The sequence below is a fragment of the Euzebyella saccharophila genome, from assembly GCF_014855495.1.
Classification (GTDB): domain Bacteria; phylum Bacteroidota; class Bacteroidia; order Flavobacteriales; family Flavobacteriaceae; genus Euzebyella; species Euzebyella saccharophila.
The window spans coordinates 692,217-716,722 of record NZ_JACYFJ010000001.1 but is presented as its reverse complement, the minus strand read 5'-3'; the positions used below and the strand labels follow the sequence as shown (position 1 = coordinate 716,722).

Below are 24,506 nucleotides of genomic sequence, written 5' to 3'. Positions count from 1 at the left end.
TAGATTATTGAATAAAAGGTTCTTTATCCGTTTATTCTTTGAACTCCTTTAAAACCGCTTGGTTGGGTAATTCTTGATATCCCATATTGTAAAGCGTAAAACCGAATATATCGGCGTATTGCTCAATAGTCTTACTTACCGGTGTTCCGGCACCATGACCTGCATTGGTCTCGATTCGTATTAGGGTTGGGTTGTCACCTGTTTGTTTCGATTGCAGTTCGGCCGCGAATTTAAAGCTATGTGCCGGCACCACACGGTCATCATGATCGCCCGTGGTCACCAAGGTAGCGGGGTAAGCTACCCCCTCCTTTACGTTGTGTAAGGGAGAATATCCTTTTAGATACCGGAACATTTCCTCGTTATCCTCAGCGGTACCGTAGTCATAGGCCCACCCAGCGCCGGCGGTAAAGGTATGGTATCTAAGCATATCCAAAACACCCACGGCAGGTAAGGCCACCTTCATCAAATCGGGTCTCTGGGTCATGGTAGCACCCACTAACAATCCGCCATTGCTTCCTCCCCTAATGGCTAAATAATCGGAAGAGGTATAATTTTTGTCAATTAGATATTCTGCAGCAGCTATGAAGTCATCAAATACATTTTGCTTTTGCAATTTGGTACCTGCCACATGCCACTTTTTACCGTATTCTCCACCACCCCTTAAATTAGGTACGGCGTAAATTCCGCCTTGCTCGAGCCAAATTGCGTTTACGATACTAAAAGAAGGTGTCAAACTAATATTGAAACCGCCGTAGCCATATAAAATCGCGGGATTTTTACCGTTCAGTTCCAACCCTTTTTTGTGGGTAATGATCATGGGCACTTTTGTACCGTCCTTGGAGGTGTAAAACACTTGCTTGCTCTCGTAAGCAGAAGAATCAAAATCGATATCAGGACTCCAATAGGGTTCATATTCCCCCGTTTCTACATTATATTTAAAAGAGGAACCGGGCATAATGTAGTTGGTGAAGGAAAAATAGAATTCCTTATCCTCTTTCTTACCCCCAAATCCGGAAGCACTGCCCACACCGGGCAATTTAATTTCCCTCACTAAATTTCCTTCGTAATCGTATTGATATACCTTGCTAATAGCATCAACCATATATTCGGTAAAGAAATAACCGCCTCCGGTACCCGGTGAAAGTACATTTTCTGTTTCGGGTATAAAATCTACCCAATTTTCTACACCAGGATTGCTGGCATCAACGGTAACGATTTTTTTATTGGGAGCATTTCGGTTCGTAACGATGTACAGTTTTGAGCCTACATTGTCTATCACGTAATTATCCGATTCCGTATCATTGACAATTGGCACTAATTCTGAATTGGAACCTCCCAAATCTTTAATGAACAACTTATTTCCGGAAGTGGAAGTCGCCGCGGATACCAAAAGGTATTTTTGGTCTTCTGTTACCGACGCCCCAATATACCGGTGTTTTTCACTAGGCTTAGCCCCAAAAATTACTTTGTCTTCCTTTTGTGGGGTACCCAGTTTGTGGTAATATACTTTGTGTTGATCCGTTTTGGCAGAAAGTTCACTCCCCTCCGGTTTATCATAACTGGAATAAAAGAAACCTTCGTTCCCCAACCACGAAATACCACTGAATTTAATATCAACCAAGGTGTCTTCAACGGCCTCCTTGGTTTTGGCATTAATGATGATGGCCTTGCGCCAATCGCTACCTCCTTCAGAAATCAAATAAGCGGCAAATGAGCCGTCTTTGGTAAAGCTAAGACCTGCTAAAGAAGTGGTTCCATCTTCTGAAAACGTATTGGGATCCAGAAAAATTTCGGGTGTTCCATCATCTTTACTACGGTAGACCACATATTGATTTTGTAGCCCGTCATTTTTATAGAAATAGGTATAATCACCTTCTTTAAAGGGAGCACTAAGCTTTTCGAAATTCCAAAGTTTCTCCAATCGGTTTTTGATATCCTCTCGAAAAGGAATTTTTTCCAAATAGCCGAAGGTAGTCTTGTTTTGTGCTTTTACCCATTCTCCTGTCTCCTCGCTTCGGTCATCTTCTAACCATCTGAAGGGGTCAGCAACGTTATTACCAAAATAAGTGTCTACGGTATCAACTTTCTTTGTTGTAGGATATGTCACTTCAATCTTATTTTTTGAGGGTTGATTTTCACATGAAACTATGATCAAGGTTGCTGATAGAAGAAGTAAAGTTCTTTTCATGGGAACGATTTTAATAAACTGAACTCATTATAAAACTACGAGGTCAAAAAGGGCATTATTTTTTGCATCCGATTTTTGAATCGAAGCACTCAAAAGTAAAATAAAAAAACCCGCACATTTGTTGAATGATACGGGTTTTAACGTAAAATTAGGTATCTAAATGATGTTACACCAATTCATTGGCCACCAAGTATTCTGCAATTTGTACTGCGTTGGTTGCCGCACCCTTTCTTAGGTTGTCTGCCACAATCCACATATTCAAGGTATTTCGTTGGGTTTCATCTCTACGGATCCGGCCAACAAATACCTCATCTTTATCATGGGCGTAGATAGGCATTGGGTAGGTATTGGTTTGAGGATTATCCTGTACCTCTACACCGGGGGTTTCGCTTAACAATTGACGCACATCCTGCAAATCAAAATCGTTTTCAAACTCTACGTTCACGGACTCCGAGTGTCCACCAGCGGTTGGAATACGTACGGCAGTAGCACTTACCGAGAATGTTCTATCATCCAAAATTTTCTGTGGTTCACGTGCCAATTTCATTTCTTCTTTCGTGTAGCCATTTTCCAAGAAAACATCGCAATGGGGCAGTGCATTTCTGCCAATAGGATAAGGATAGGCCATTTCGCCCTCTACTCCGGCAATTTCATTTTCCAATTGTTGCACCGCCTTTACTCCCGTCCCTGATACCGATTGGTATGTTGATACCAAAACACGCTTCATTTTATATTTTTTGTGCAAAGGAGCCAAGGCCATGACCAACTGAATGGTAGAGCAGTTAGGGTTGGCGATAATCTTATCTTCTTTGGTAAGTACATCGGCATTAATTTCCGGTACCACCAATTTTTTGGTTGCATCCATTCTCCAGGCTGAAGAATTATCGACCACAGTAGTTCCAACTTCAGCAAATTTGGGTGCCCACTCGAGTGATGTATCACCTCCTGCAGAAAATATGGCGATGTTCGGTTTTTGTGCTACCGCATCGGCCAATCCAATAATCGTATATTCTTTACCGTCGTAACTCAATTTTTTACCTACTGACCGCTCGGATGCCACCAATAGCAATTCGGTAATGGGAAACTTGCGTTCAGCCAACACCTTTAACATAACCTCGCCCACCATTCCAGTGGCGCCAACAACAGCTACTTTCATCTTTTTTAATTTAGAGCCGCAAATGTAGTGCAAGACCAACGAGTTAGCAAACGCAAGACATAAAATATTTAAATATATAACAATTTGTTTTAAAAATAACAAATTGACAAAAAAGAACCGCCAGTGAATTTGAGGGACTCACTGGCGGTTTTATATTAGTGTAGCGGTTTCCGAGTCCAAAGACCCGGTTATGCCTTAGTTTTTCTTTTTCAATTCGTCACGAATTTCAGCAAGAAGTTCTTCTGCTGTAGGACCTGCTGGAGCTGGCTCTTCAACCACTTCTGGAGTACGAACTTTATTGTAAGACCTTACAATCATGAACAATACAAAACCAACGATGATCAAGTTGATGATGGAGTTGATCCATGCACCGTAACGAATAGCACTTTCTGGCTTTTCAACCGTACCATCGGCAGCAACAACGGCCTCTGAAAGTATGACTTTCATATCGGCAAAATCCATTCCACCGGCAAAATAACCTACTATAGGCATCATTATGTCGTTTACGAATCCGTTAACGACCAAGCCTACGGCTCCGGCCAAAATTACAGCAACTGCTAAATCAATAACGTTGCCAGTCATGATAAAATCCTTAAATTCTTTAAACATGGTTTATGTGTTTTTTAAATGTTAATTATTTATAGTTCTCTGCAAATTACTTAAAAAAACCTATTCACAGGAAATGTTAAAAACTTTTTTTTATTCTAAAATCAAACGCTTCACCCGTTGGGAAATTCCCGTTAGCAACTCATACGATATAGTAGAGGCTCCCTTGGCTAAATCTTCCGCACTGGCTTTAGGACCAAAAACAATGACTTCGTCTCCAGCTTGACAATTTATTCCCGTTACATCCACCATAATCATATCCATACAGGTGTTACCAATTATTTCAGCTTTTTTTCCGTTGATCCAGACAAATCCATTCCTATTGCCATAAATTCTACCAATGCCATCTGCATGACCTACAGGTAAAGTGGCCGTGACCATTGAAGCTTCTGCCTTGTACTTTCTATTATAACCAATGGATTCTCCTGCCTTGATCTCATGAATTTGCGATATGATGGTTTTTAAGGTGGCTACTGGCATCAACTCCTTATCTACAGCGGCTTCGTTTCCGTAACCATACAGTCCAATTCCGCTGCGGACCATTTCAAATTGCGCCCTTTTACCATAATTGATGATACCGGAAGTATTTAGTGTGTGCCTAAAAGGCTTATGCAACAACTTAGCGCGCATTTTATTTGAAATGCTATCAAATATGGAAAGCTGCCTTAACGTAAATTCCTTTTCGTTCAAATCTTCCGAAGCGGCCAAATGTGAAAAAACAGATGCTATTTCAATTGCATCTTGAGATTCTGCAAGTTTACAGATTTCGTCCACATCCTCTTCCACAAATCCCAATCGGTTCAATCCTGTATTGAATTTTATGTGTATAGGATATTTCTTTTCTCCCCTTTTTTCGGCCACTGCCATAAATTCCTTTAAGATTTTAAAGGAATAGATATTGGGCTCCAACCTGTGCTTAATGATTTTTTTAAAACTTGTGGGTAAAGGGTGGAGAACTAAAATAGGCAGGGTAATTCCCGCTTTGCGAAGGGCCACTCCTTCTTTTGTATAGGCAACTGCCAGATAATCTGCACCCAGCTCTTGTAATTTTTTGGCGATAACTATAGAATCGCTTCCGTATGCAAATGCCTTCACCACCCCCAAAAACATAGTTTCGGGTACTAATTTAGCCTTTAAAAAAGCGTAATTGTGCGCTAAGGCCTTAAGATCGATCTCAAGAACCGTTTCCTTAGCTTTTGGCATCCGTATTTTTAGTTTTAAGGTTTACTTCTTCTCCTTCTACATCCATCTTTTTAACCTTTTCCTTTAACATAGCTTTGTAAAATGCCGCTCTGCTCAAAGGCTCATATTCTTCCGTCTCTCCTAAAAGCACCAAATTATCATTTGCAGACTTACGATAACTATAATTGGCCAAATTACCCGTACGTGTACAAATAGCGTGCACTTTGGTAACATACTCCGCAGTGGCCATCAAGGCAGGCATTGGCCCAAAGGGATTTCCTTTAAAATCCATATCCAATCCGGCCACCACAACCCTTACCCCTCTGTTGGCCAAATCGTTACAGACAGTAACTATCTCATCATCAAAAAATTGAGCTTCGTCTATGCCCACCACATCACAGGTATCCCCCAGTATTCTAATATTGGCTGCTGCCGGTACCGGAGTTGAAGGTATTTCATTGGCGTCATGGGAAACCACCTTCTCCTCATCATATCTAATATCTACCATAGGCTTAAAAATTTCCACTTTTTGCTTCGCAAACTGTGCCCGTTTTAGCCTACGGATCAATTCTTCTGTTTTACCGGAGAACATGGAGCCACAGATGACTTCGATCCACCCGAATTGTTCTTTGTGATTAACGGTGTTTTCGAGAAACATTTTGTAATTTTAGACGAAAATACATGCTTTTTCGTTCCTATTGGTACAGTACTTGTTCAAGCAATTTTGCTATCACAAATGTAGGGTGAAAAAAACGTATGTTTAGTTGAAAGCCTAAAGTTAGCAACTTTGTACATAGCATTCCTGTAAAATAGGGCTTAAAAAATTTGACCGATGAAGAGAAAATTAAAAGAAGAATTACGAAAGTTGTCCACGGATATCATCACAAGCCGGGACATGAGCGATTTAGATGATCTCTACAGGGCGGCCAAGGACCTCTATGAAAAACTGGCTGTCCTAAAATTCATTGAAGAAAAATTAAAGGATGTAGAAATTGATGTTTCTAAGAACGTCATTGCGGATAAGTTTGAGAAAATGGCCACGGCCGTCCTTAGTGCCAATTCTTCCGTTCCAGAAAACAATCCGCATGAAGAGGATATCATGATTCCCGGTATGGACACCATAAAAGATATAGTTTCAGAGATGCCCAACGGCGAAGAAGTGCCTCTCACTAATGACAAGCCTCTGGATAACGTTTTGGAGGAGTTCCTTTCACAACCAGATTATATGAAAAATGACAAGGAATTGTTTATGCCCCCGGCGGAAGCCACATCAAAACAGGAAAATCTGGCAAAATCCCTAAATGACAGGTTCAACACCAAAGAAATAAAGGTGGACCTCAATAATCGTTTAGCCTTTGTAAAGCATCTATTTGAAGGCAGTACAGAAGATTATAACCGAGTGCTCTCTCAATTAAACACTATTGACAGCCACGAACGTTCTGTTTCATTTATAGAAAACATGGTAAAACCAGATTATAACCATTGGAACGGAAAAGAGGAATATGTTGAGCGTTTTATGCAATTAATCGAAAGGCGTTTTAGTTAAAACCACCAACAAAAAAATAGTAAGGCCGGAAGTCCAAATCAATAGGGGTTCCGGTCTTTTTTATTTATTATTGCCAAAACTATGAACATGGGAAAACTTTACTTAGTTCCTACCCCTATTGGTAATTTAGAGGATATGACCTTGAGGGCCATTCGTGTACTAAAGGAAGTCGATCTTATTTTGGCAGAAGACACCAGAACAAGCGGAAAGTTGCTTCAACACTTTGAAATTGCCAGTCCCATGCAAAGCCACCATATGCACAATGAGCATAAAACAGTTGATCAATTGGTAAAACGCTTGCAAGGTGGTGAAACCATTGCCCTAATTTCTGATGCAGGCACACCGGCAATATCCGATCCCGGATTTTTATTGACCCGTGCCTGTGTGGAAAACAACATTGAGGTAGAGTGCTTGCCAGGAGCAACGGCCTTTGTGCCCGCTTTGGTCAATAGTGGTCTCCCCAATGACAAATTTGTTTTTGAAGGCTTTCTTCCTCCCAAAAAAGGAAGACAAACTCGATTAAAAATTTTAGCCGAAGAAAACAGAACCATGATTTTCTATGAATCTCCCTATAAATTGGTAAAAACGCTAGGGCATTTAGCCGAATATTTGGGTTCCGACAGAAATGCTTCCGTATCACGAGAATTGACCAAGCTTTACGAGGAAACAGTTAGAGGCAGCTTACAGGAAATTATGGGACATTATACCGAAAAACCTCCCAAAGGCGAAATTGTAATCATAGTAGAGGGTAAAAAATAAAACATGCATATACCGGGATTTTTAAAAAAGTTAAAAGAATCGCCTGAAACATTGGAATTCAGCGATACCATGGCGGTTATTGAGGCAAACTATTATTTTGAGCCTACCTCGTTTAAAAACGGGGAAATGACAAATAAGGCAGACGAAAATTCGGGTTCATGTAAGTTATTGGCCTTTGCTTACGACCAAAATTTAAGTAAAGAAGAAACCTTGGCTTGTTTTGGTGGTTTTTATTTTGACGATGTGCTTGAAGACCCTAACGGCAAAGGACACCAGAATATTAGAAACTTTATGAAAACAGGTTTTGGAGGAGTCCATTTTGACCGATTTCCGTTAAAGAAAAAATAATATTGATGCAAAAGTTGCTTTCCGAAATTCGTGATTGTACGGTTTGCAGCGAGCATTTACCTATGGGTCCTAGACCCATAATAGCGGGCACCTCAAAATCAAAAATTATTTTGGTAAGCCAAGCCCCTGGCCGAAAAGCACATAACCACCATAAAGCATGGGACGACCCCAGCGGCAAAAAACTACGGGAGTGGTTGGGTGTTACGGATGAGGAATTTTACAACCCTAATAATTTTGCCATTTTACCCATGGGTTTCTGCTATCCCGGTAAAGGAAAAACAGGAGATTTACCACCACGAAAAGAATGCGCCCCCCTTTGGCATGAACCCTTCTGGGATCACTTACAAAATGTGAAACTGACCTTACTCATTGGAAAATACTCCCAAGACAGGTATTTAAAAACCATCTCCAAAAAAAACCTTACCGAGAATGTTTCTTCATATAAGGATTTCTTACCTCACTATTTTCCGTTACCGCACCCTTCGCCTGTCAACCGTTTTTGGATGGTTAAAAATCAGTGGTTCGATACTGATGTGTTGCCAGAGTTGAGAGAACTGATTGCAACTATTCTTTGAGATATAACCTATTTTCCCCTTAAGGTGACTTTAGTAGTGTACTTAAATTACCAAACTAAGTTTTAATAAACACTCCCATCATGCTTCCCTTTTTCCCAACCATGTTTGCCTAAATATTGATTACCGCTTTTTACGGCACCTTCTTCTATAGAAGTTCCCATGGAATCGTTCCAACGGTTGAGATAGCCAAATAGGGAGATAACACCCAGCATCTCAACAATTTCCCCCTCGCTCCAGTATTGATAGAGACTGTCTTTAATTTCTTTGTTCACCGCGTTGGGCACTTGTGAGGCCGCTAGGGAAAAGTCCAACGCCACCCTTTCTGCTTCCGAAAAGGCCGGATGCGTTCTATATTCCCAAATATTGTCCAGTTGTTCCTGCTCCGCACCATAGCGTTCCGCGGCCCTAATGGCGTGTGCTTGACAGTATCGGCAACCTGTAGCATTGCTACTTACCCAGGCAATCATGCGTTTTAAGGCCGAAGTGACCCTACCTTCATTCGCCATTACCGCCTTATTAAGATTAATAAAGGCTTTTGATATGGCGGGTCTGTGCAGCATGGTCAAAACCGAATTGGGGCAAAAGCCCAAGGTTTCGTTAAAGAATTCCGCTAATTGCTTGGTTTCCAAATCATGGTTGCGATCAAGGGGAGTTACTAGGGCCATAAAGTCTTTAGTTTAAGTTATTTTTGTTGTTGAACAAATAACGAAAAAATTATGCCCAGCACAAATCATATTACCACCAAGTGGTTAGGAAAAATGGCTTTTGAAAGCACGAACCCATCCGGTTTAACCCTTAACATAGATGCAAGTCCGGATGATGGAGGCGAAGGAAAAGGACTCAGGCCTAAGGCCCTTATGCTCTCCGGTCTCGCAGGTTGTTCCGGACTAGATGTGGCGGCACTTATCAAAAAAATGAAGTTGGAAGTAGATGATTTTCATATTGAAACCATTGCCAATTTAACTGATGAGCACCCAAAATTTTATGATTCGGTCGTAGTTGAATACCACTTTCATGGCTCCAACCTTGCAGAGAAAAAATTACAACGTGCAGTGGATCTTTCCGTAGAAAAGTACTGTGGCGTTATGGAAATGTTCCGACAATTTGCTAAAATGGAAATTAAGACTATTTTTCATCATGTTTAAAAAACAAATTTAAAGTTCAAGTTTTAAGTTCAAATCGCTAGTGTCAGAGGACAAGAAATACGATCTAGAGGACAGGTTGGTAAATTTTGCTGCTGATATTGCTATTTTTTGTAGTGAATTGCCCAAAGATTTTACGGGCGACTATTACGGAAATCAGTTGTTGCGCTCGGGTGGAAGTTCCGCTCTAAATTTTGGTGAAGCCCAGGGTACAAATACCGTTAGGGACTATATCCATAAGGCAAGTATCTCCTTAAAAGAATTGAAAGAATCTAGGGTAAACCTTAAAATATTGAATAAAATCGGCTACGGTAACACCACCAAAAGAGAATACCTATTAGACGAAGTAGAACAGTTAACAAAGATTATAGCCACCATCATAAAAAACAAAAAATAGACCACTAGAACTTTTAAACTTGAACTTAAGATTTGAACTTGAGCTTTAGTCTTGAGCTTTAGTCTTGCTTCTTGAACTTGAAACTTTAACTTTACCCATGCGCTGGACCATAAAACCCAAACCGCAAGAACTGAAAATACGTGCCCTAGCTGAAGCCCTTAAGGTGGAGGAATTGGTGGCGCATCTTCTGTTGCAACGTGGGGTGTCCACTTATGAAGAAGCCAAAAAATTCTTTCGACCGCAACTGTCGGATTTGCACGACCCCTTTTTGATGAAAGACATGGATGTGGCCGTTTCCCGAATAGAAAAAGCCATTTCCAACAATGAAAACATTCTTATTTATGGGGATTATGATGTGGACGGTACTACGGCCGTAGCCTTGGTTTCTTCCTATCTACAAAGCTTTTACCCGAATATTGCCACTTACATCCCAGATAGATATACCGAAGGGTATGGGGTGTCTTTTCAAGGAATCGATTTTGCGCACGACAATGGTTTTTCACTCATCATTGCGCTGGATTGTGGAGTAAAGGCGATTGACAAAGTGAAATACGCCCAAGAAAAAAATATCGATTTTATTATCGGTGACCACCACCGACCTGGAGATCAACTTCCGGACGCAGTAGCGGTACTAGACCCCAAGCGTGATGACTGCAACTACCCGTATGACGAACTGTGCGGTTGTGGCGTAGGATTTAAACTAGTGCAAGCTTTGGCATCCCGACAGGGGGAAACTATAGAGGACCTCACCCCCTATTTAGACTTGGTGGCCACTGCCATTGGTGCTGATATCGTACCCATTACCGGGGAAAATAGGGTGTTGGCCTACTACGGTCTTAAAGTAATCAATTCCAACCCGAGAACGGGATTCAAGGCCATTATCGCCCAAGTCAAAAAAACGGAGCTGACTATTACCGATGTTGTTTTTATCATCGCTCCTCGAATCAACGCAGCCGGTAGAATGGAGCATGGCCAGCATGCCGTCAACCTATTACGGGAAACCGATTTGGACCAAGCCACCACTTTCGCAGCAGAAATAGAACGGTTTAATACGGACCGCCGTGGGCTGGACCAAGAAATTACCGAAGAAGCACTTCAGCAAATTCTGGATAATAAGGAGGAGGAACGTTTTACTTCCGTCGTTTATAAAGAATCATGGCACAAAGGGGTTATTGGTATTGTAGCCTCGCGATTGACGGAAACCTATTACCGCCCCACTTTGGTCTTTACCAAAAGTGGAAATAAATTAGCCGCTTCGGCACGTTCGGTAAAGGGGTTTGATGTGTACAATGCCTTGCAAGGTTGTGCCGATTGTATTGAACAGTTTGGAGGACATAAATATGCGGCAGGACTCACCCTATTGGAAGAGCAGTTCGAGAATTTTAAGGAACAATTTGAAAAAGTGGTTCAAGAAACTATCGACCCACAACTATTAACTCCGGAGATTTTAGTGGATGCGCCTATCGAACTGGAACAAATCACGCCCAAGTTGATGCGCATTCTCAAACAATTCGCCCCTTTTGGCCCAGGTAATATGACCCCGGTCTTTATGGCCGAAAATTTAAGGGATACCGGTTGGGGAAAGGGTGTTGGTGAGAACCAGGCCCATTTAAAAGTAACGGTCACGCAAAATGGAAGTACCCCCATTGGTGGAATCGGTTTTAATCTAGGAGACAAGGTAAACTTGATTGCCAACCAACGACCGTTTAGCGCCACTTTTTCTCTGGATGAAAACGAATGGCAAGGAAATGTGAGTCTTCAACTGAAATTGAGGGATATTAAGTAGGAACAAGCAGCAGGGCATGGATGTTATGGTGCTTCATAGACTGAATTTTTAAATTCACTTGGCATCAGCATAGTTTAATAGCAACAAACCGCAATCCAAGGACGTCCGTTTAACCAACCGCTTGGTCGGTTTTAATTTTCCACAAACCTCAAGGCTTGATGTTTCGTTAATTTGAGTTTGAAAATCTTACCGTTTATCGATAGCCTTATTGAAATATACGGATGGGAGAAACTAATTTTCCGACCGGGTAGTCGGTTTTAACTTTTTGAGTACGTCAGGCGTATTTCTTTTGTTCTTTATGATTTTCCTCGTGCAGAGTTGATACCTTTGTCCCATATTTCATACGCAACTAGCGATTATGGATCCATACGCAGCCCTTCGTTATAGAGAATTCAACATTTTTTTATTGGTCCGTTTTGCGATGGTTTTTGCTTGGTCCATGCAATTTATCGTTATCGAATGGCAGGTATATTCCATGACCAAGGACCCGCTTTCTTTAGGAATCATAGGTCTGATGGAAGTAATTCCCGCAGTTTCCACGGCTCTTTTTGCCGGCCATGTAGTGGATCAAAAAGAAAAGCGGAATTTGTTGGTCAAGTGCATTTTTGGGTTTTCCATTATTAGTTTGGGGTTGTTTTTGTTGAGTTGGCCTTCCATTGAGCTACACCTATCTCAACAGGTCATCCTATACAATATATACGGATTGGTATTTTTAGGGGGAATTGTTCGCGCTTTTATAGGCCCCACCATCTTTTCTTTAATTGCTTTAATCGTACCCAAAAAGATTTATCCTAATGCCGCCACTTGGAGCAGTACCACTTGGCAATTGGCCGCAGTTTTGGGTCCGGCCTTGGCGGGATTTTCCATCAGCTGGATGGGAGTACATTGGTCCATGTGCCTAATTTTTGGTTTTTCGGTACTTGCCCTGATCAGTCTTTCACAAATCAAAAGAAAGCCTATTCTCAACCCTAAAATTGGGGAACCCGTTTTTCAAAGCTTAAAAGAAGGGTTGCGCTTTGTTTTCAGCACAAAGGCCATTTTAGGTGCCTTGACTTTGGATATGATAGCCGTACTATTTGGGGGAGCCGTTGCCCTGTTACCGGTTTATGCGCAAGACATTTTGCATGTAGGCTCCGAAGGCTTTGGTATTCTCCGGGCCGCACCCGCCGTAGGGGCCGCTATTACCATGTTGGGTTCTACACGTTTTCCTTTGCATAAAAACGCCGGAAAAAAACTGCTTTTGGCCGTCTTTGGTTTCGGAATTTGTATGATTGTCTTTGGCCTATCCACCTATTTTTGGCTTTCTGTAGCTGCTCTTTTCGTAAGTGGGGCCGTTGACGGAGTTTCCATGATTATTAGGCAAACCATTCTTCAGCTAAAAACTCCGGATCATATGCGAGGTAGAGTGGCTTCAGTAAATTCTATGTTTGTGGGGTCTTCCAATGAGTTGGGTGCTTTTGAAAGCGGACTTACCGCCAAATTGATGGGTACCGTTACCGCTGTTGTTTTTGGGGGATGCATGACCCTTTTAACTGTGGGCGCCACTGCTTTTGTTTCGCCTACTTTTAGAAGACTCGATTTATCAAGGGATATTGAAGAACATGAGAAAGAGGAATAATCACCTCTCAAACTTTTCCAAGCTTAAGGACTCTCCGTCAAAAACGGCATAGGTATAGTAATTTACCCAGTCGCCTAAATTGGTGTACTCGGATTTTCCGTTAAGATCAATTTCCAAGGGCAAGTGCCGGTGACCAAAAATAAAATGATCGTAGTGTTGGGATTCCAATTTCCTTTTGGCATAGAGCACCAGCCATTCTTTTTCTTCTCCCAAAAAATTGGCATCGTCATCACCGGAAATCAATTTATTGCTAACCGATAAATGTTTTGCCAAGCGGACGCCAATATCAGGGTGCAACCAACGAAAAAACCACTGCGCGACGGGGTTGGTAAACACCTTTTTCATTCGCTTAAAACCTTTGTCATCTGGCCCGAGTCCGTCTCCATGCCCAATAAAAAAAGTAGTTCCGTTGATTTTGAACTGCTGCGGTTTGTGAAAGACAGGGATACCCAATTCTTCCTCAAAATAACCGTTCATCCAGAGATCATGATTGCCCACGAAGAAATAAATGGGGATTCCGGCATCGGAGATTTCCGCCAATTTCCCCAATGTACGAGTAAAACCTTTGGGCACCACCGTTTTGTATTCCATCCAAAAATCGAACAAATCGCCCAGCAAAAAAATAGCTCCCGCATCCTCTTTAATAGCATCCAACCAGGCCACGAACTTCTTTTCCCGTGGCAAGCTCTGCTCCATAGTAGGTGCTCCCAAATGGTTGTCACTAGAAAAATACACTTTTTTGCCCGGTGGAAGGTCTATGGTTTTCATACTTGGGCAAATATAGATATTAGTGAGATAAGCTAGAATTTAGGAATTGTCACTTGCATACCACTCCGCATAGGAAGTATCGGTTTCCTGAAGCTTTAAGGAATGTAGTTTGATGTTATCGGGTAACCTGTCGCCAATTTTCTTGGCAAAATCAATGACCATATTCTCACTGGTAGGTTGATATTCTGCCAAAATAACATTGTGGCCCCTACTGATCAATTCATTGGCCAATTCAATATGAGGTGTATTCTTATTGAAGACCGTAGCATGATCGAACTTGTCTACAATCTCTTCCTTAACAATCTTTTTAAGATCACCAAAGTCAATGACCATACCCCATTTAACGTTTGAAGAATCTGTGATTGGCTGACCTATGACCGTAACTGAGAGCTTATAACTGTGCCCATGTACATTTCTACACTTTCCGTCGTACCCATAGAGCGCGTGTCCCGTTTCAAAATTAAATTGTTTGGTAATCCTAATATTGGCCATAAAAACATTTTGTTCGGCAAAGGTAGAGATTTTAAAAAACCAATTGATTTCTAGATTACATTTGCCCGATTTTTTATAAACCCTTCGAGTGAAAGAACCTATTGGTCAGCCAATTACATTGGAAGACGCCACTTACGAAACCATCATTACAGATGTGCTTGAAAAAGGCTATTGCGTAATGGATAATTTTTTATCCGCATCTACCGTTGCCCTTTTGCGAAACGATTTACTTTGGCAATATGAAGACGACCAATTTAAAAAGGCGGCCATTGGTAACCGCACCAATGAGATTATTAAAAGTGGTATTAGAGGTGATTTTATTCTTTGGATGGACGAAACCACTGCCAACGGCCCACAGCAGTTATTTTTTAGCAGGATAAACGACATGGTACAATACCTGAACCGTACTTGCTATTTAGGTATTTTCAGGAAGGAGTTTCACTACGCACTCTATCCGGAAGGTAAGTTTTACAAAAGACATTTGGATGCCTTTCAAAATGATGACCGTAGAAAGCTATCCATTGTTTGTTATTTGAATGAGGACGACTGGCAACCGGAACATGGCGGGGAATTGGTCATTTATTTAAAGGATGGGGCCGGAGCCGAAAAACCCCTAAGCATCTATCCATTTCCGGGAAGGGCGGTTATTTTTGAAAGCCGTATACTGGAACACGAAGTAAAACCTGCCAACCGAGAGCGTTTGAGCATTACCGGCTGGTTAAAAACGCAGTAAGTTACTCCATAAACTGTACTGGCTGCGTCCATGCCATTTCAAAAAACAGTTCCTCAATGGGGTTTTCCTGTTTTTTGGTGGATACAACCTTTGAACGAACAAATAATAAATTTTCATCCAGCTCATAGGAAGCGCTGGCCCCAATTACCGTATGCAGAACTTTGGTTTCAGAGGCGCCTTTTTCACACCCAATAAAGGTAATTTCATAATCCACATTGGGTTGTGCATCTACTTCAACGGTTAACACATTAGCATCCATGGTAACCGTCTTTAGAGTCACTCCCGTACTGGCATAAAAATGACCCGCTTCCATGGCCCCGATTAAGCTAGTAACGGAAAGTGTATCTGATTGAACCATGATCCAACCGCGGCCGGCATTGCTCCACTTGTTTCCTATTTGGTGATAGCTATGGGAATCGTCCGTTGCCAGGCCATACATCAATTGTTTATTATTTTCGAGATAATCGATATTTATCAAATCCCACATTTCTTCAGTAGAAATATGAACGGAATCGCCCATATTGTGCACCATAGGATGCCCATTGTACACCTCAAAGAACCGCTCACCATTTAAGGCCTTCATATCCTCCAAATCAATACTGTAGAAAAAGTTGGGGTGATTGATATGCGGAATCATAGGAACACCGGTACGTTGGCGTTGCTCCAAAACTTGGTTCAAGTTATTTTGCATGGTCTCCAAGACACTATTTCCGCCTTTTGGACTTATCATTTCCTGTATGTTGGTGGCATTCATGTGAATATGCTTGTCCTCAAACCTATCGGTAATTTCCTCAGAGGGGATTACCAAAAACTCACCGGCCAATTGGGCATACTCACTGTATTCTTTAAAGGTTTTTAGCTTTACCCTGGTAGTTCCTGAATCGATTTTATAGTTGACCCAATCCTCACCATACGTTTTCAAGTAAGATTGAAACGCCTTTTGATAAATGGAATTTTCCCGAATGGCAATCCATTTTTCTTCCTTGGCCATAGTATTATGATCCGATAAGGCTAAAAATTGATAATCGTGATTTTTGTACCAATCTAAAATTACCTCGGGGAATTCATCTCCATCGCTCCAATAGGAATGGGTATGCAAATTGCCCTTGAACCATTTTTGAGGTTTGGCTTTGGGTGCCTTTTTTTCGGTACAACTGATGACTACAAAGAAAGAAACTAGAACTAATGGTAAGACTCTCATGCTATTGCGGTTTGGTGGTTACCAAATATAGCAATATAACGGACTTCCAATTTTAATTTAGCATTAAGTACACAGAGACTAAAACTTAACGCTTGTACTTGCGACGTGCTCGAACTCGATTAAAAAAATAAATTACCACTACAAAGAGGGCCAGCAGGGGGAAAATAAGGTCTCCGTTCAGGAATGTAAGAATATCCATTAAGTATGTTTTTATGGAAGAACGATGGTAACCCTAACTTATTACCTTTTGAACTTTTTATTTCCTCTGATTCTGTTGATAATATAAACGACCACGACTACCACGGCCAAAATTAAAAATATCAGGTTTCCACTTAAATATTCTGCCATTGTCTATTTTTTAAATTTGTTTAATGCCTCTTTTGTAAAATTGGAAAGTACTAATTTTCCGGTAATGGACGCCCTTTCCACTAAAAGCTCATCCCAATGGTCGGTTTGGTTCCATAATACTTTTTTCCACTCGTAAAGGGCTTCCGGGTTGTAGCCCGATAATTTGTTAGCAAAGAAATCCAGTTCCTTATCCAATTCCTTTAAACTATCGAACACCTTTGAAAATAGTCCCTTTTCCTGTGCCCAATAGGCACTTTTCCATTCGGTTGGGGCCAATGAAAGTTCTGATAATGCCGCGGTGCCAATTTTACGTTCTACCGCCGGGGCAATCACCAAAGGGGCAATCCCTATTGAAAGCTCTGATAACCGTATGGCTGCTGCTTCACTGGCATAAACGTAATCACATGCCGCCGCCAGGCCCAAACCTCCGCCAACTGTCTTGCCCTGCACTCTACCGACAATCACTTTTTTACAGGTACGCATGGCGTTGATTACATGGGCAAACCCACTGAAAAACACTTTACCTTCCTCCAAATTGGAAACCGCCAATAGTTCATCAAAAGAAGCCCCGCCACAAAAGGCGCGTTCTCCCTCTGATTTTAAAACAATCACCGTAATGGCATCATTATTTGAAAGCTGATCGAGTTCTTTGACCAACCTATTCAGCAGTTCTGCCGTAAACGAATTACCGGCCGGGTGGCCGAATTCTACCGTTGCTACCTTTCCGTCTATTTTGGTGTAGAGACTTCCGTTTTCCCTATCGGTTCCCATAAAAATTGAAGTTTAAAGATGTACCTTAAAATTAACTATTTTGCAAGAGGGGCAGAAACTTTCTTCTAAACTCCCAAACCAACGCACCTCCGCGAATGACCATCCATATAGTAAAAGCCGCCCAAATTCCGTAGAGCCCCCAATCCAAATACTTTCCCAAAAACAAAACAGGTACAAAACCAAGAAAAGTAGCGGCGAGCAGGGTGTTTCTCAAATACTTCATTTCTCCCAAACCTTTGAACAAGCCATCAAAAACAAAGGCCACGGTGTTCATGGGTAAACTGAGGATTACAATGAAAAATACAGTATAAAAAGTTTCCAGCACCAAAGTCTCCTTGGAGAATAACAGGCCGATTGGCTTGTAAAAAACAAATCCAAAAAGCATTAAAACCAAGCTAATGAGTAGTCCGTATTTAATGATTCTCTTTGCCAAGGTAAACAAGCCCGCATAATCCTGTGCTCCCAATAAGCGACCTCCCATAATATTCCCTGCAGCAGCGTACCCATCAATAAAAAAGGCCGAAAACAACCATATATTAATGGCGATGGTATGTGCACCAATGTACTGGGCCCCTAAATCCGTGGCTTCCCTTACGGCCAAAATCAGTGCGGTGTTCAAGGCCAGAGCCCTAACGAACAGATTCAGGCTCATGACTACCAATCGGCCCAATTCTTTATTTAACGGCAACTGAAGTTTTAAGCTAATATCCGTTTTTACCAAAAGCAGCACGAAAGCCATAATAGCCATTATGCCTTGGGCAATTAAACTGGCCCAAGCAGCACCTTCCAAATACATGGGTTCTAAATATCCGTCAACGCCATAGACCAACAAAAAATCGAGGCCAATATTTAAAATGGCACCTGTGATAGCTATGAGCATGGGATAGTACGTATTCTGTAACCCCCTGAAAATTCCCATGACAGCAAAAACAAAAAGCGTTAGCGGAAAGCCCCAAACCCTTATGGAATAATAACTAATACAATATTCCAATATCTTACCCGAGGCATTGAGCAACTCAAATATTTCGCGTACCACAAAAATGGTAGAAAGCAAAATGAGAATGCTAAGGGCGATATTCAAATAGATGGCTTGAGCGGGCAGGGTTTTTACTTCTTCCAACCTACCTGCACCTAAGTATTGCGAAATAATGGCCGAAATGGCACTACGGGTCTGGCCTAAAATCCAAATCAACATCGACAAAAAAGAACCAACGATTCCAGCAGCTGCCAAAGACTCCAACCCATCTACAGGTATATTGCCCACAATAGCGGTATCGGTAATTGATAAAAGCGGTTCCGCAATTCCTGCTACCGTAGCGGGAATTGCCAGTTTATTGATGGATGAAAAGTTGATTTTCGCTTTCAAGCGCGCAAGTTACAGCACTAATTCATAACAATGAAAAGGATGCTCGCTCTGTTTTGGAAAAAATATGTCTCCCAAACGTTGAAACCCGCGTTTTTCATAAAATCGTTGGTTACGCTTATTCTGGCTGAAGGTATCAAGTCTAACGGAAACAAAATTTTGGTTACGGGCATATTCTTCCGCAAACTGCATCATTTGCTGGGCGCAACCTTTTCCCTGTTCTCTTGGATGTACACCCAATCTATGGATGTAAACGCTATTTCCATTGGGTGTTAGCCATTCTATGGGCACATATTCCTCATCCATTAATGTGGAAATAACAATGGAACCGATGATTTTTTCGTCCATTACCAAAACATATAATTCGCCCCTATCAATATCTTTTACAAAGGCCTTTTCAGAAGGATAGTGCTCGTTCCATTGGTAGATGCCATTGGAAATCATGTGTTGAGCACAGGCACCGGTCATTTCAAGGATTTCAGGAATATCAGATTTGTTTGCTAGTCGGATCATTTCATTAGGTAGGTTGCAATTAAATTGTAAATTTAAGGTTAAAACAGATAAACCATGAAACACATTCTTGTACCTATCGGCACTTCACCCGATGCCCACCAAACCTTACAATACGCTATTGATTTTGCGACTGAATTTTCTTCAAAAATATTTTTGATGGAAGTTTTTAGTGTTTCGGTCGGTGCAGGAAAAGGGTTATCCAACGTAACCGAAAAGGTGGCAGAAAGCGGTATTGAGCGCCTGAAGGAAATCATTGAAAAGGTAGATGCCAAGAATGTAGATATTCAAATTGCCTCATACAATGGCGACATTGTTGACGGGCTCAACGACATCAATAAAGAACTGGGTATCGATTTGATTATTATGGCTCCCCGAAGCAATGAAATTAACGAAGCGCTTTTCTTAGGGAATACTTCTGGCAGGATCATCAAAAGAACCAATATACCTACCTTAATAGTACCCCGAGGGATGGATTATCAACCTTTTGAAAACATACTTACGGCATTTAAGTCCGGTATCTTAAAAAGAAAGCGCATTTTAAATCCGTTGATTGAAATAAAAAACAAATTTGGTGCAAAAGTGAATTTGTTATTGGTAAAAACACCTGGTTATACCGATGATGACTTGCAAGTAAATACCGCTTTAATGGATATTAGTTCGCAGTTGACCTTGACAGAGGCACCTACCACATACCTTGGCGTGTTGGAGCATATGCAGGCACAGCACCCTGATGTTTTATGTGTTTTTAGGCGCAAACGCGGCTTTTTCAAGAAGTTATGGGAAAAGAATACCATCCAAAAATCGGAATTCTCGGCACGTATTCCAGTTCTTGTGTTGAGTGTTAAAAAGGATTAAGCGCCAAAAAATAACCTCATAAAGTATTTTGATACTTTGTGAAAATGTATTTCCTTTGCGCATCCAAAAACGGGGGATTAGCTCAGCTGGCTAGAGCGCTTGCCTGGCAGGCAAGAGGTCACCGGTTCGACTCCGGTATTCTCCACCAAGCATCGTGTAAGCGGTGCTTTTTTTGTTTTTGGACTTTTCAACATTCTCTATTTCAACCCCCTATAAAAGACAGGGTTTCCGTAATATCGTTCATATAATTTGCATGGATTATTTTCCTATATTAGTAGTTTAAAACAAAGGGAGTCACGCTTATAGAGGTCATTCCTTTGAACAGCTCTCCCCCGTTTTAGCATTGATTTATCAAAGAAATCTCTATACCCAAAAGACACATAACATGAGTAAGAACGAAAAGGTGGTACAGCTTAATGGCACTGAAGATGAGGCATCATCCAAGATTGAAATCATCAAAAACCTCATTTTTGGCGAAAACATAAAAACCTACGACTCTGAGTTTGAAACACTTAAAAAAGATATTCTTGACAAAAAGAAAATTTTAGAAGAACTAATTGAGGAGGTAAGGCAAGATCTAAAAACGGCCATAGACAATGTGGCAACCGATGTTAACATTCGAATAACGGAGCTTGAAGACAAGGTAGAAGATAAAATTGAAGCCTTAGAAACCGAAAAAGTAGACAAAAAACTACTGGGTAAATTACTGATAGACCTAGGAGAGAAAGTAAGTGAAAAGTAATTTCTTCATTTAGGTTATCCTCATAAAACACTCCCCCTAGAATTAAAAATAGTTGCTTTTGGGCAATAAAGCGCTGATGAACGAAAACGAAAAAATTCAAATTTTAAAGGATATTCTTTTCGCAGAGGACAGTGTGTATATTGAAAAGATTGCCCATAGATTAGAAAACTTGGAAAGCACGCTCAATGACAAGCAGAAGTTTACCCATAAAGTGGACCCTATAATACATGACCAATTGGAGGAATTCAAAACTAGCATACCTACTACCTTAGGCCCTACCATTACGGCCGCGCTTAAAACCGAAATCAAAAAAAATAAGGATGAGGTGGTAGAGGCACTATTCCCCATTTTAGGCAAAATGATCAAAAAATATATAGCCCATGAAATCAAATTGCTTTCGGAGAAAATCAATAAGCAACTCAGTTTTAAGAATAAGATAAAAACATGGTTCAATAGTTCCTCTACGAAAAAGGAAATTATTGATGAACTCGCTGCTTCAAAAATTGAACAAGTACTGTTGATCGAAAAGGATTCCGGAATTTTAAAAGCCAGTTATTCCGTTACGGAAACCATAGATGAGGATATGATATCTGGTATGTTAACTGCCATAAAAAGTTTTGTTGAGGATGCTTTTGGAAGAAAAGACCAAAATCTGGAGCTTATAGATTATGAACTTTACCATATTCACCTTCAGAGCTTTAACCGATTTTACATAGCTATTGTACTTTCCGGAAATTACACAACCCAAGCAAAGGATAAGGTTCAAGACCTCATATTCGATTTCTTTGAAAACCTAACTAAAAAAGAAGATTATCACACTTTGAATACAGAAAGAATCAATCAACAATTAGCTCAAAATTTTGGTCATGCAGATCTCTAAGAAAATAGTTGTTCTAGGCCATTTTGGAGTAGGCAAAACTTCTTTAATCCGTCGTTTTGTAGAGGATAGCTTTTCTGATAATTATAAAGTTTCCATAGGGGTACACATCACCAAAAAAACCATTGAGTTCTCTGTAGATGAGAGTGTAACCCTTATTCTATGGGATTTGGAAGGAACCGATGATATTTCACATATAAGGGAATCCTATCTTTTGGGTTCCCATGGAATTATCTTTGTTTTTGATGTCGCCAGACCAACCACGTTTCAAAATTTGGGGAAAGACTTAATTACCTTAAAAGAAAAGACCAATGATGTACCGGTGAAAATTGTAGGAAATAAATCTGATTTGGTAGACGCAAAAGAGCTAGATCAAGTCTTATCGGAAAAAAATATATCATACGATTATATAACGAGTGCCAAAACGGGACATAAGGTAAATCAACTATTTGAAGAATTGGCAAAAATGCTAGCTATCAATGCTTAAGGAATTTAGGGAGAATTACAAGAACAATAAATTTCAATTTATCCTCACGGACTTAGAGGGCAAGGTAATTGAAAGTGATCAAACCTTGTTTAAGGCCGAGAAAGGAAAAGACCTTGGTGAAATACACCCGTTCTTTTTCAGCATTGCAGATATTATAGGACCCAATCGAAAAAAGACCATATTTCACTGCGTTCAGTTGGGTAATTCTGCAGAAGAATTGACCGTTGATATTGAAATTACTAAACAAAACGGCCAATTTCTCATTGCCATAGAAAACCTTACTGAACATTATGTATCCTATCAATCCATTGCACAAGCAAGGAATGAATCTATTATTGATTCTGAGCTCATCCTATTAAAAAATCATGAACTAGAGGAAAGGGAACGCTTCAAAAATGACTTTATACAGAACTTTAGCCATGAACTAAGAAACCCTCTTACCAATATCATAGCCCTCACCAACATACTCCAAAGAAGTCAACTTGATGACGAACAGAGCAATATCCTAAACGTATTAAAAGACTCTACTTCCAACCTTAAACTCATGTTAGAGGATGTTTTAAGTTTGGCCATGATTTCCAAAGGTAAACTTGCCCTAAATCCTACCGTATTTAATTTTAAACAATTAATCGAATTCCTAAAGCTCACGTATAACACAAGGGCAAAGGAAAGAGGATTGATTTTTACCATTACGGCAGATGAAAGCATTCCTGAATATATTGAAGGTGATCGCCTAAGGCTATTGCAAGTACTTACCAACCTATGTGATAATGCCATAAAATATACCCCTAACGGTAAAATAATTTTATATGCGATTCAAAATCAAAGAAGGGCCAACAAGGTCAATTTACGTTTGGGAGTAAAGGATACCGGAATTGGCATTCCGGAGGAAAAATTAGAAACAGTCTTAGAAAGCTTCGAACAACTGGGAAATACGGAGGGTGTGGGCTTGGGTCTTTCAATTGTAAAAGGACTGCTCAACCTCATGGGCTCCAGAATTCAAATTGAATCAACCTCAGGAAAAGGTTCACATTTCTTCTTTGATGTTAACCTGCAGTTTCCTCTTCATAATCCGGAAAAGGAAACATCTGAAAAAACATCAAAAAAGAATACAGTCCAAAAACAAAAAAAATACAAGGTATTGTTAGTGGAAGACAATGAAGGAGTACAGACCAGTCTGTTAAAGTCACTAATAGACACTGGCGATTTTTTTATAGATATTGTTAGCGATGGTGCCTTGGTAATGCAAGAAATTGTAAACAAAAGTTACGATATTGTCTTAATGGATGTAAATCTTCCAAATATTACGGGAGATCAATTAGCTAAAGTTATTCGAGGCTTTCCATTTAAGAATATTAAATCCATTCCCATTATTGGTATTACTGCCAATTCTTATAAAGCTCAAATTAAAGCCTACAAAAAAGCCGGAATGAACGTGGTACTCTCCAAACCTTTTGACGATAAGGAATTGCTCACAAATATATACAAGCTTCTAAAATAGATAGCAACATTATTAAATGTAGGAATTTTCTTTATAATTATGTTTTTTGTCGATTTAATACTACCTTTCATCGATATTTTACAACTTGTGATTTCAGATTCTTTGTTTTGTAACACTCCCCCTACTTTTACAAAGCTTTAGAAAATATAGTACTAAGCTATACTGACACTAACCATGTTTTAAAGCTAAAGAAATAGCGAATCTGTAAATCCCGGGAAAAACAGCGCTAAAAAAGAATAAAGTAAAGTTCCCCCTTTACTTAGACAGTTTGGATTTTTAGTAGTGATTGGTTGACTTTTTTTGGATTGAAGGAGACCCGAACAATTATAGGCTATGGTATAGGGTTAGGAAAGTAGTCTATAATAATGTTCCCCCAGGGACATTCAAGTTTACTTGAAATGTCCCTTTGTTTTTTTTATAGCTTATCTCTTTCTCTATATCTACATTCTTTCTGGTATAAATCCCTAAATTCACTTTAACTTAAATAGTGCATAAGTATTTCTTAACGTTATAATATTTACTATTTGTAAATATATTTCGAATATTGTATTT

Annotated in this window: 26 protein-coding genes and 1 tRNA gene; 15 read left to right on the top strand and 12 right to left on the bottom strand. The window is 40.3% G+C overall.

Annotated features, from left to right (window positions below; translation table 11 throughout):
* Positions 1 to 31 precede the first annotated feature (31 nt).
* From IL355_RS02930 to IL355_RS02910, 5 genes are all read right to left on the bottom strand, one after another.
* Positions 32 to 2,188, bottom strand: coding sequence for a prolyl oligopeptidase family serine peptidase (locus IL355_RS02930; protein ID WP_192460694.1), 2,157 nt, complete (start codon positions 2,186 to 2,188; stop codon positions 32 to 34).
* Between the two features lie 166 nt (positions 2,189 to 2,354).
* A complete protein-coding gene (locus IL355_RS02925) occupies positions 2,355 to 3,344 on the bottom strand; it encodes an aspartate-semialdehyde dehydrogenase (RefSeq protein WP_192460693.1) in 990 nt (329 codons plus the stop codon).
* Positions 3,345 to 3,539: 195 nt separating this feature from the next.
* On the bottom strand, positions 3,540 to 3,953 hold the full coding sequence (mscL, locus tag IL355_RS02920; RefSeq protein ID WP_192460692.1) for a large conductance mechanosensitive channel protein MscL: 414 nt from the start codon (positions 3,951 to 3,953) through the stop codon (positions 3,540 to 3,542).
* A 90-nt stretch (positions 3,954 to 4,043) separates the two neighbouring features.
* Positions 4,044 to 5,153, bottom strand: a complete 1,110-nt coding sequence (alr, locus tag IL355_RS02915; RefSeq protein WP_192460691.1) for an alanine racemase — start codon at positions 5,151 to 5,153, stop codon at positions 4,044 to 4,046.
* On the bottom strand, positions 5,140 to 5,790 hold the full coding sequence (locus IL355_RS02910) for a thymidine kinase (RefSeq protein ID WP_187456748.1): 651 nt from the start codon (positions 5,788 to 5,790) through the stop codon (positions 5,140 to 5,142). The genes alr and IL355_RS02910 overlap by 14 nt, the downstream gene beginning before the upstream one ends.
* A gap of 174 nt (positions 5,791 to 5,964) precedes the next feature.
* Here IL355_RS02910 and IL355_RS02905 point away from each other — a divergent pair, with 174 nt between their 5' ends.
* The 4 genes from IL355_RS02905 to IL355_RS02890 all read left to right on the top strand — a co-directional run bounded on the left by IL355_RS02905 (position 5,965) and on the right by IL355_RS02890 (position 8,360).
* The gene (locus IL355_RS02905; protein ID WP_192460690.1) at positions 5,965 to 6,678 is read left to right on the top strand and encodes a hypothetical protein; all 714 of its coding nucleotides are present in this window, start codon (positions 5,965 to 5,967) and stop codon (positions 6,676 to 6,678) included.
* An 87-nt stretch (positions 6,679 to 6,765) separates the two neighbouring features.
* On the top strand, positions 6,766 to 7,437 hold the full coding sequence (gene rsmI, locus IL355_RS02900; protein ID WP_192460689.1) for a 16S rRNA (cytidine(1402)-2'-O)-methyltransferase: 672 nt from the start codon (positions 6,766 to 6,768) through the stop codon (positions 7,435 to 7,437).
* 3 nt (positions 7,438 to 7,440) lie between these two features.
* Positions 7,441 to 7,785: a HopJ type III effector protein gene (locus tag IL355_RS02895; RefSeq protein WP_192460688.1), complete on the top strand. Its 345-nt coding sequence runs from the start codon at positions 7,441 to 7,443 to the stop codon at positions 7,783 to 7,785.
* Positions 7,786 to 7,790: 5 nt separating this feature from the next.
* Positions 7,791 to 8,360, top strand: coding sequence for a uracil-DNA glycosylase family protein (locus IL355_RS02890; protein WP_192460687.1), 570 nt, complete (start codon positions 7,791 to 7,793; stop codon positions 8,358 to 8,360).
* A 62-nt stretch (positions 8,361 to 8,422) separates the two neighbouring features.
* Here the strand turns inward: IL355_RS02890 and IL355_RS02885 are convergent, their stop codons facing one another.
* On the bottom strand, positions 8,423 to 9,025 hold the full coding sequence (locus IL355_RS02885) for a carboxymuconolactone decarboxylase family protein (RefSeq protein ID WP_192460686.1): 603 nt from the start codon (positions 9,023 to 9,025) through the stop codon (positions 8,423 to 8,425).
* Between the two features lie 51 nt (positions 9,026 to 9,076).
* Here IL355_RS02885 and IL355_RS02880 point away from each other — a divergent pair, with 51 nt between their 5' ends.
* The 4 genes from IL355_RS02880 (at position 9,077) to IL355_RS02865 (ending at position 13,303) form a co-directional block, all read left to right on the top strand.
* On the top strand, positions 9,077 to 9,505 hold the full coding sequence (locus IL355_RS02880) for an OsmC family protein (protein ID WP_192460685.1): 429 nt from the start codon (positions 9,077 to 9,079) through the stop codon (positions 9,503 to 9,505).
* Between the two features lie 40 nt (positions 9,506 to 9,545).
* Positions 9,546 to 9,899 carry a four helix bundle protein gene (locus IL355_RS02875; RefSeq protein WP_192460684.1) on the top strand — a complete coding sequence of 118 codons (354 nt, stop codon included), beginning with the start codon at positions 9,546 to 9,548 and terminating at the stop codon, positions 9,897 to 9,899.
* Between the two features lie 97 nt (positions 9,900 to 9,996).
* A complete protein-coding gene (recJ, locus tag IL355_RS02870; protein WP_192460683.1) occupies positions 9,997 to 11,685 on the top strand; it encodes a single-stranded-DNA-specific exonuclease RecJ in 1,689 nt (562 codons plus the stop codon).
* A 358-nt stretch (positions 11,686 to 12,043) separates the two neighbouring features.
* The gene (locus IL355_RS02865) at positions 12,044 to 13,303 is read left to right on the top strand and encodes an MFS transporter (protein ID WP_192460682.1); all 1,260 of its coding nucleotides are present in this window, start codon (positions 12,044 to 12,046) and stop codon (positions 13,301 to 13,303) included.
* Here the strand turns inward: IL355_RS02865 and IL355_RS02860 are convergent, their stop codons facing one another.
* Entirely contained in the window at positions 13,304 to 14,071 is a 768-nt protein-coding gene (locus IL355_RS02860) for a UDP-2,3-diacylglucosamine diphosphatase (protein ID WP_192460681.1), read from the bottom strand.
* Positions 14,072 to 14,110: 39 nt separating this feature from the next.
* Entirely contained in the window at positions 14,111 to 14,563 is a 453-nt protein-coding gene (locus IL355_RS02855) for a 6-pyruvoyl trahydropterin synthase family protein (protein WP_192460680.1), read from the bottom strand.
* Between the two features lie 88 nt (positions 14,564 to 14,651).
* On the opposite strand from IL355_RS02855, the gene IL355_RS02850 reads away from it, so the two are divergent.
* On the top strand, positions 14,652 to 15,296 hold the full coding sequence (locus tag IL355_RS02850) for a 2OG-Fe(II) oxygenase (RefSeq protein ID WP_317175466.1): 645 nt from the start codon (positions 14,652 to 14,654) through the stop codon (positions 15,294 to 15,296).
* A 1-nt stretch (position 15,297) separates the two neighbouring features.
* On the opposite strand, the gene IL355_RS02845 is transcribed toward IL355_RS02850, so the two are convergent.
* The 4 genes from IL355_RS02845 to IL355_RS02830 form a co-directional block, all read right to left on the bottom strand.
* Entirely contained in the window at positions 15,298 to 16,497 is a 1,200-nt protein-coding gene (locus IL355_RS02845) for a CehA/McbA family metallohydrolase domain-containing protein (RefSeq protein ID WP_192460679.1), read from the bottom strand.
* A 351-nt stretch (positions 16,498 to 16,848) separates the two neighbouring features.
* Positions 16,849 to 17,616 carry an enoyl-CoA hydratase/isomerase family protein gene (locus tag IL355_RS02840; protein WP_192460678.1) on the bottom strand — a complete coding sequence of 256 codons (768 nt, stop codon included), beginning with the start codon at positions 17,614 to 17,616 and terminating at the stop codon, positions 16,849 to 16,851.
* A gap of 31 nt (positions 17,617 to 17,647) precedes the next feature.
* Positions 17,648 to 18,982, bottom strand: a complete 1,335-nt coding sequence (locus IL355_RS02835) for an MATE family efflux transporter (RefSeq protein WP_192460677.1) — start codon at positions 18,980 to 18,982, stop codon at positions 17,648 to 17,650.
* 9 nt (positions 18,983 to 18,991) lie between these two features.
* On the bottom strand, positions 18,992 to 19,492 hold the full coding sequence (locus tag IL355_RS02830; RefSeq protein WP_192460676.1) for a GNAT family N-acetyltransferase: 501 nt from the start codon (positions 19,490 to 19,492) through the stop codon (positions 18,992 to 18,994).
* A 54-nt stretch (positions 19,493 to 19,546) separates the two neighbouring features.
* Here IL355_RS02830 and IL355_RS02825 point away from each other — a divergent pair, with 54 nt between their 5' ends.
* The 6 genes from IL355_RS02825 (at position 19,547) to IL355_RS02800 (ending at position 23,954) form a co-directional block, all read left to right on the top strand.
* Positions 19,547 to 20,347, top strand: coding sequence for a universal stress protein (locus IL355_RS02825; RefSeq protein ID WP_192460675.1), 801 nt, complete (start codon positions 19,547 to 19,549; stop codon positions 20,345 to 20,347).
* 71 nt (positions 20,348 to 20,418) lie between these two features.
* Positions 20,419 to 20,495 (top strand) — tRNA-Ala (locus tag IL355_RS02820).
* 237 nt (positions 20,496 to 20,732) lie between these two features.
* The gene (locus IL355_RS02815) at positions 20,733 to 21,089 is read left to right on the top strand and encodes a fructose 1,6-bisphosphatase (RefSeq protein ID WP_192460674.1); all 357 of its coding nucleotides are present in this window, start codon (positions 20,733 to 20,735) and stop codon (positions 21,087 to 21,089) included.
* 58 nt (positions 21,090 to 21,147) lie between these two features.
* On the top strand, positions 21,148 to 21,969 hold the full coding sequence (locus IL355_RS02810) for a cell envelope biogenesis protein OmpA (protein ID WP_225621092.1): 822 nt from the start codon (positions 21,148 to 21,150) through the stop codon (positions 21,967 to 21,969).
* On the top strand, positions 21,956 to 22,453 hold the full coding sequence (locus IL355_RS02805; RefSeq protein WP_192460673.1) for a Rab family GTPase: 498 nt from the start codon (positions 21,956 to 21,958) through the stop codon (positions 22,451 to 22,453). Before IL355_RS02810 ends, IL355_RS02805 begins: the two co-directional genes overlap by 14 nt.
* Positions 22,446 to 23,954, top strand: coding sequence for an ATP-binding response regulator (locus IL355_RS02800; RefSeq protein ID WP_192460672.1), 1,509 nt, complete (start codon positions 22,446 to 22,448; stop codon positions 23,952 to 23,954). Before IL355_RS02805 ends, IL355_RS02800 begins: the two co-directional genes overlap by 8 nt.
* The last annotated feature ends 552 nt before the right edge of the window (positions 23,955 to 24,506 follow it).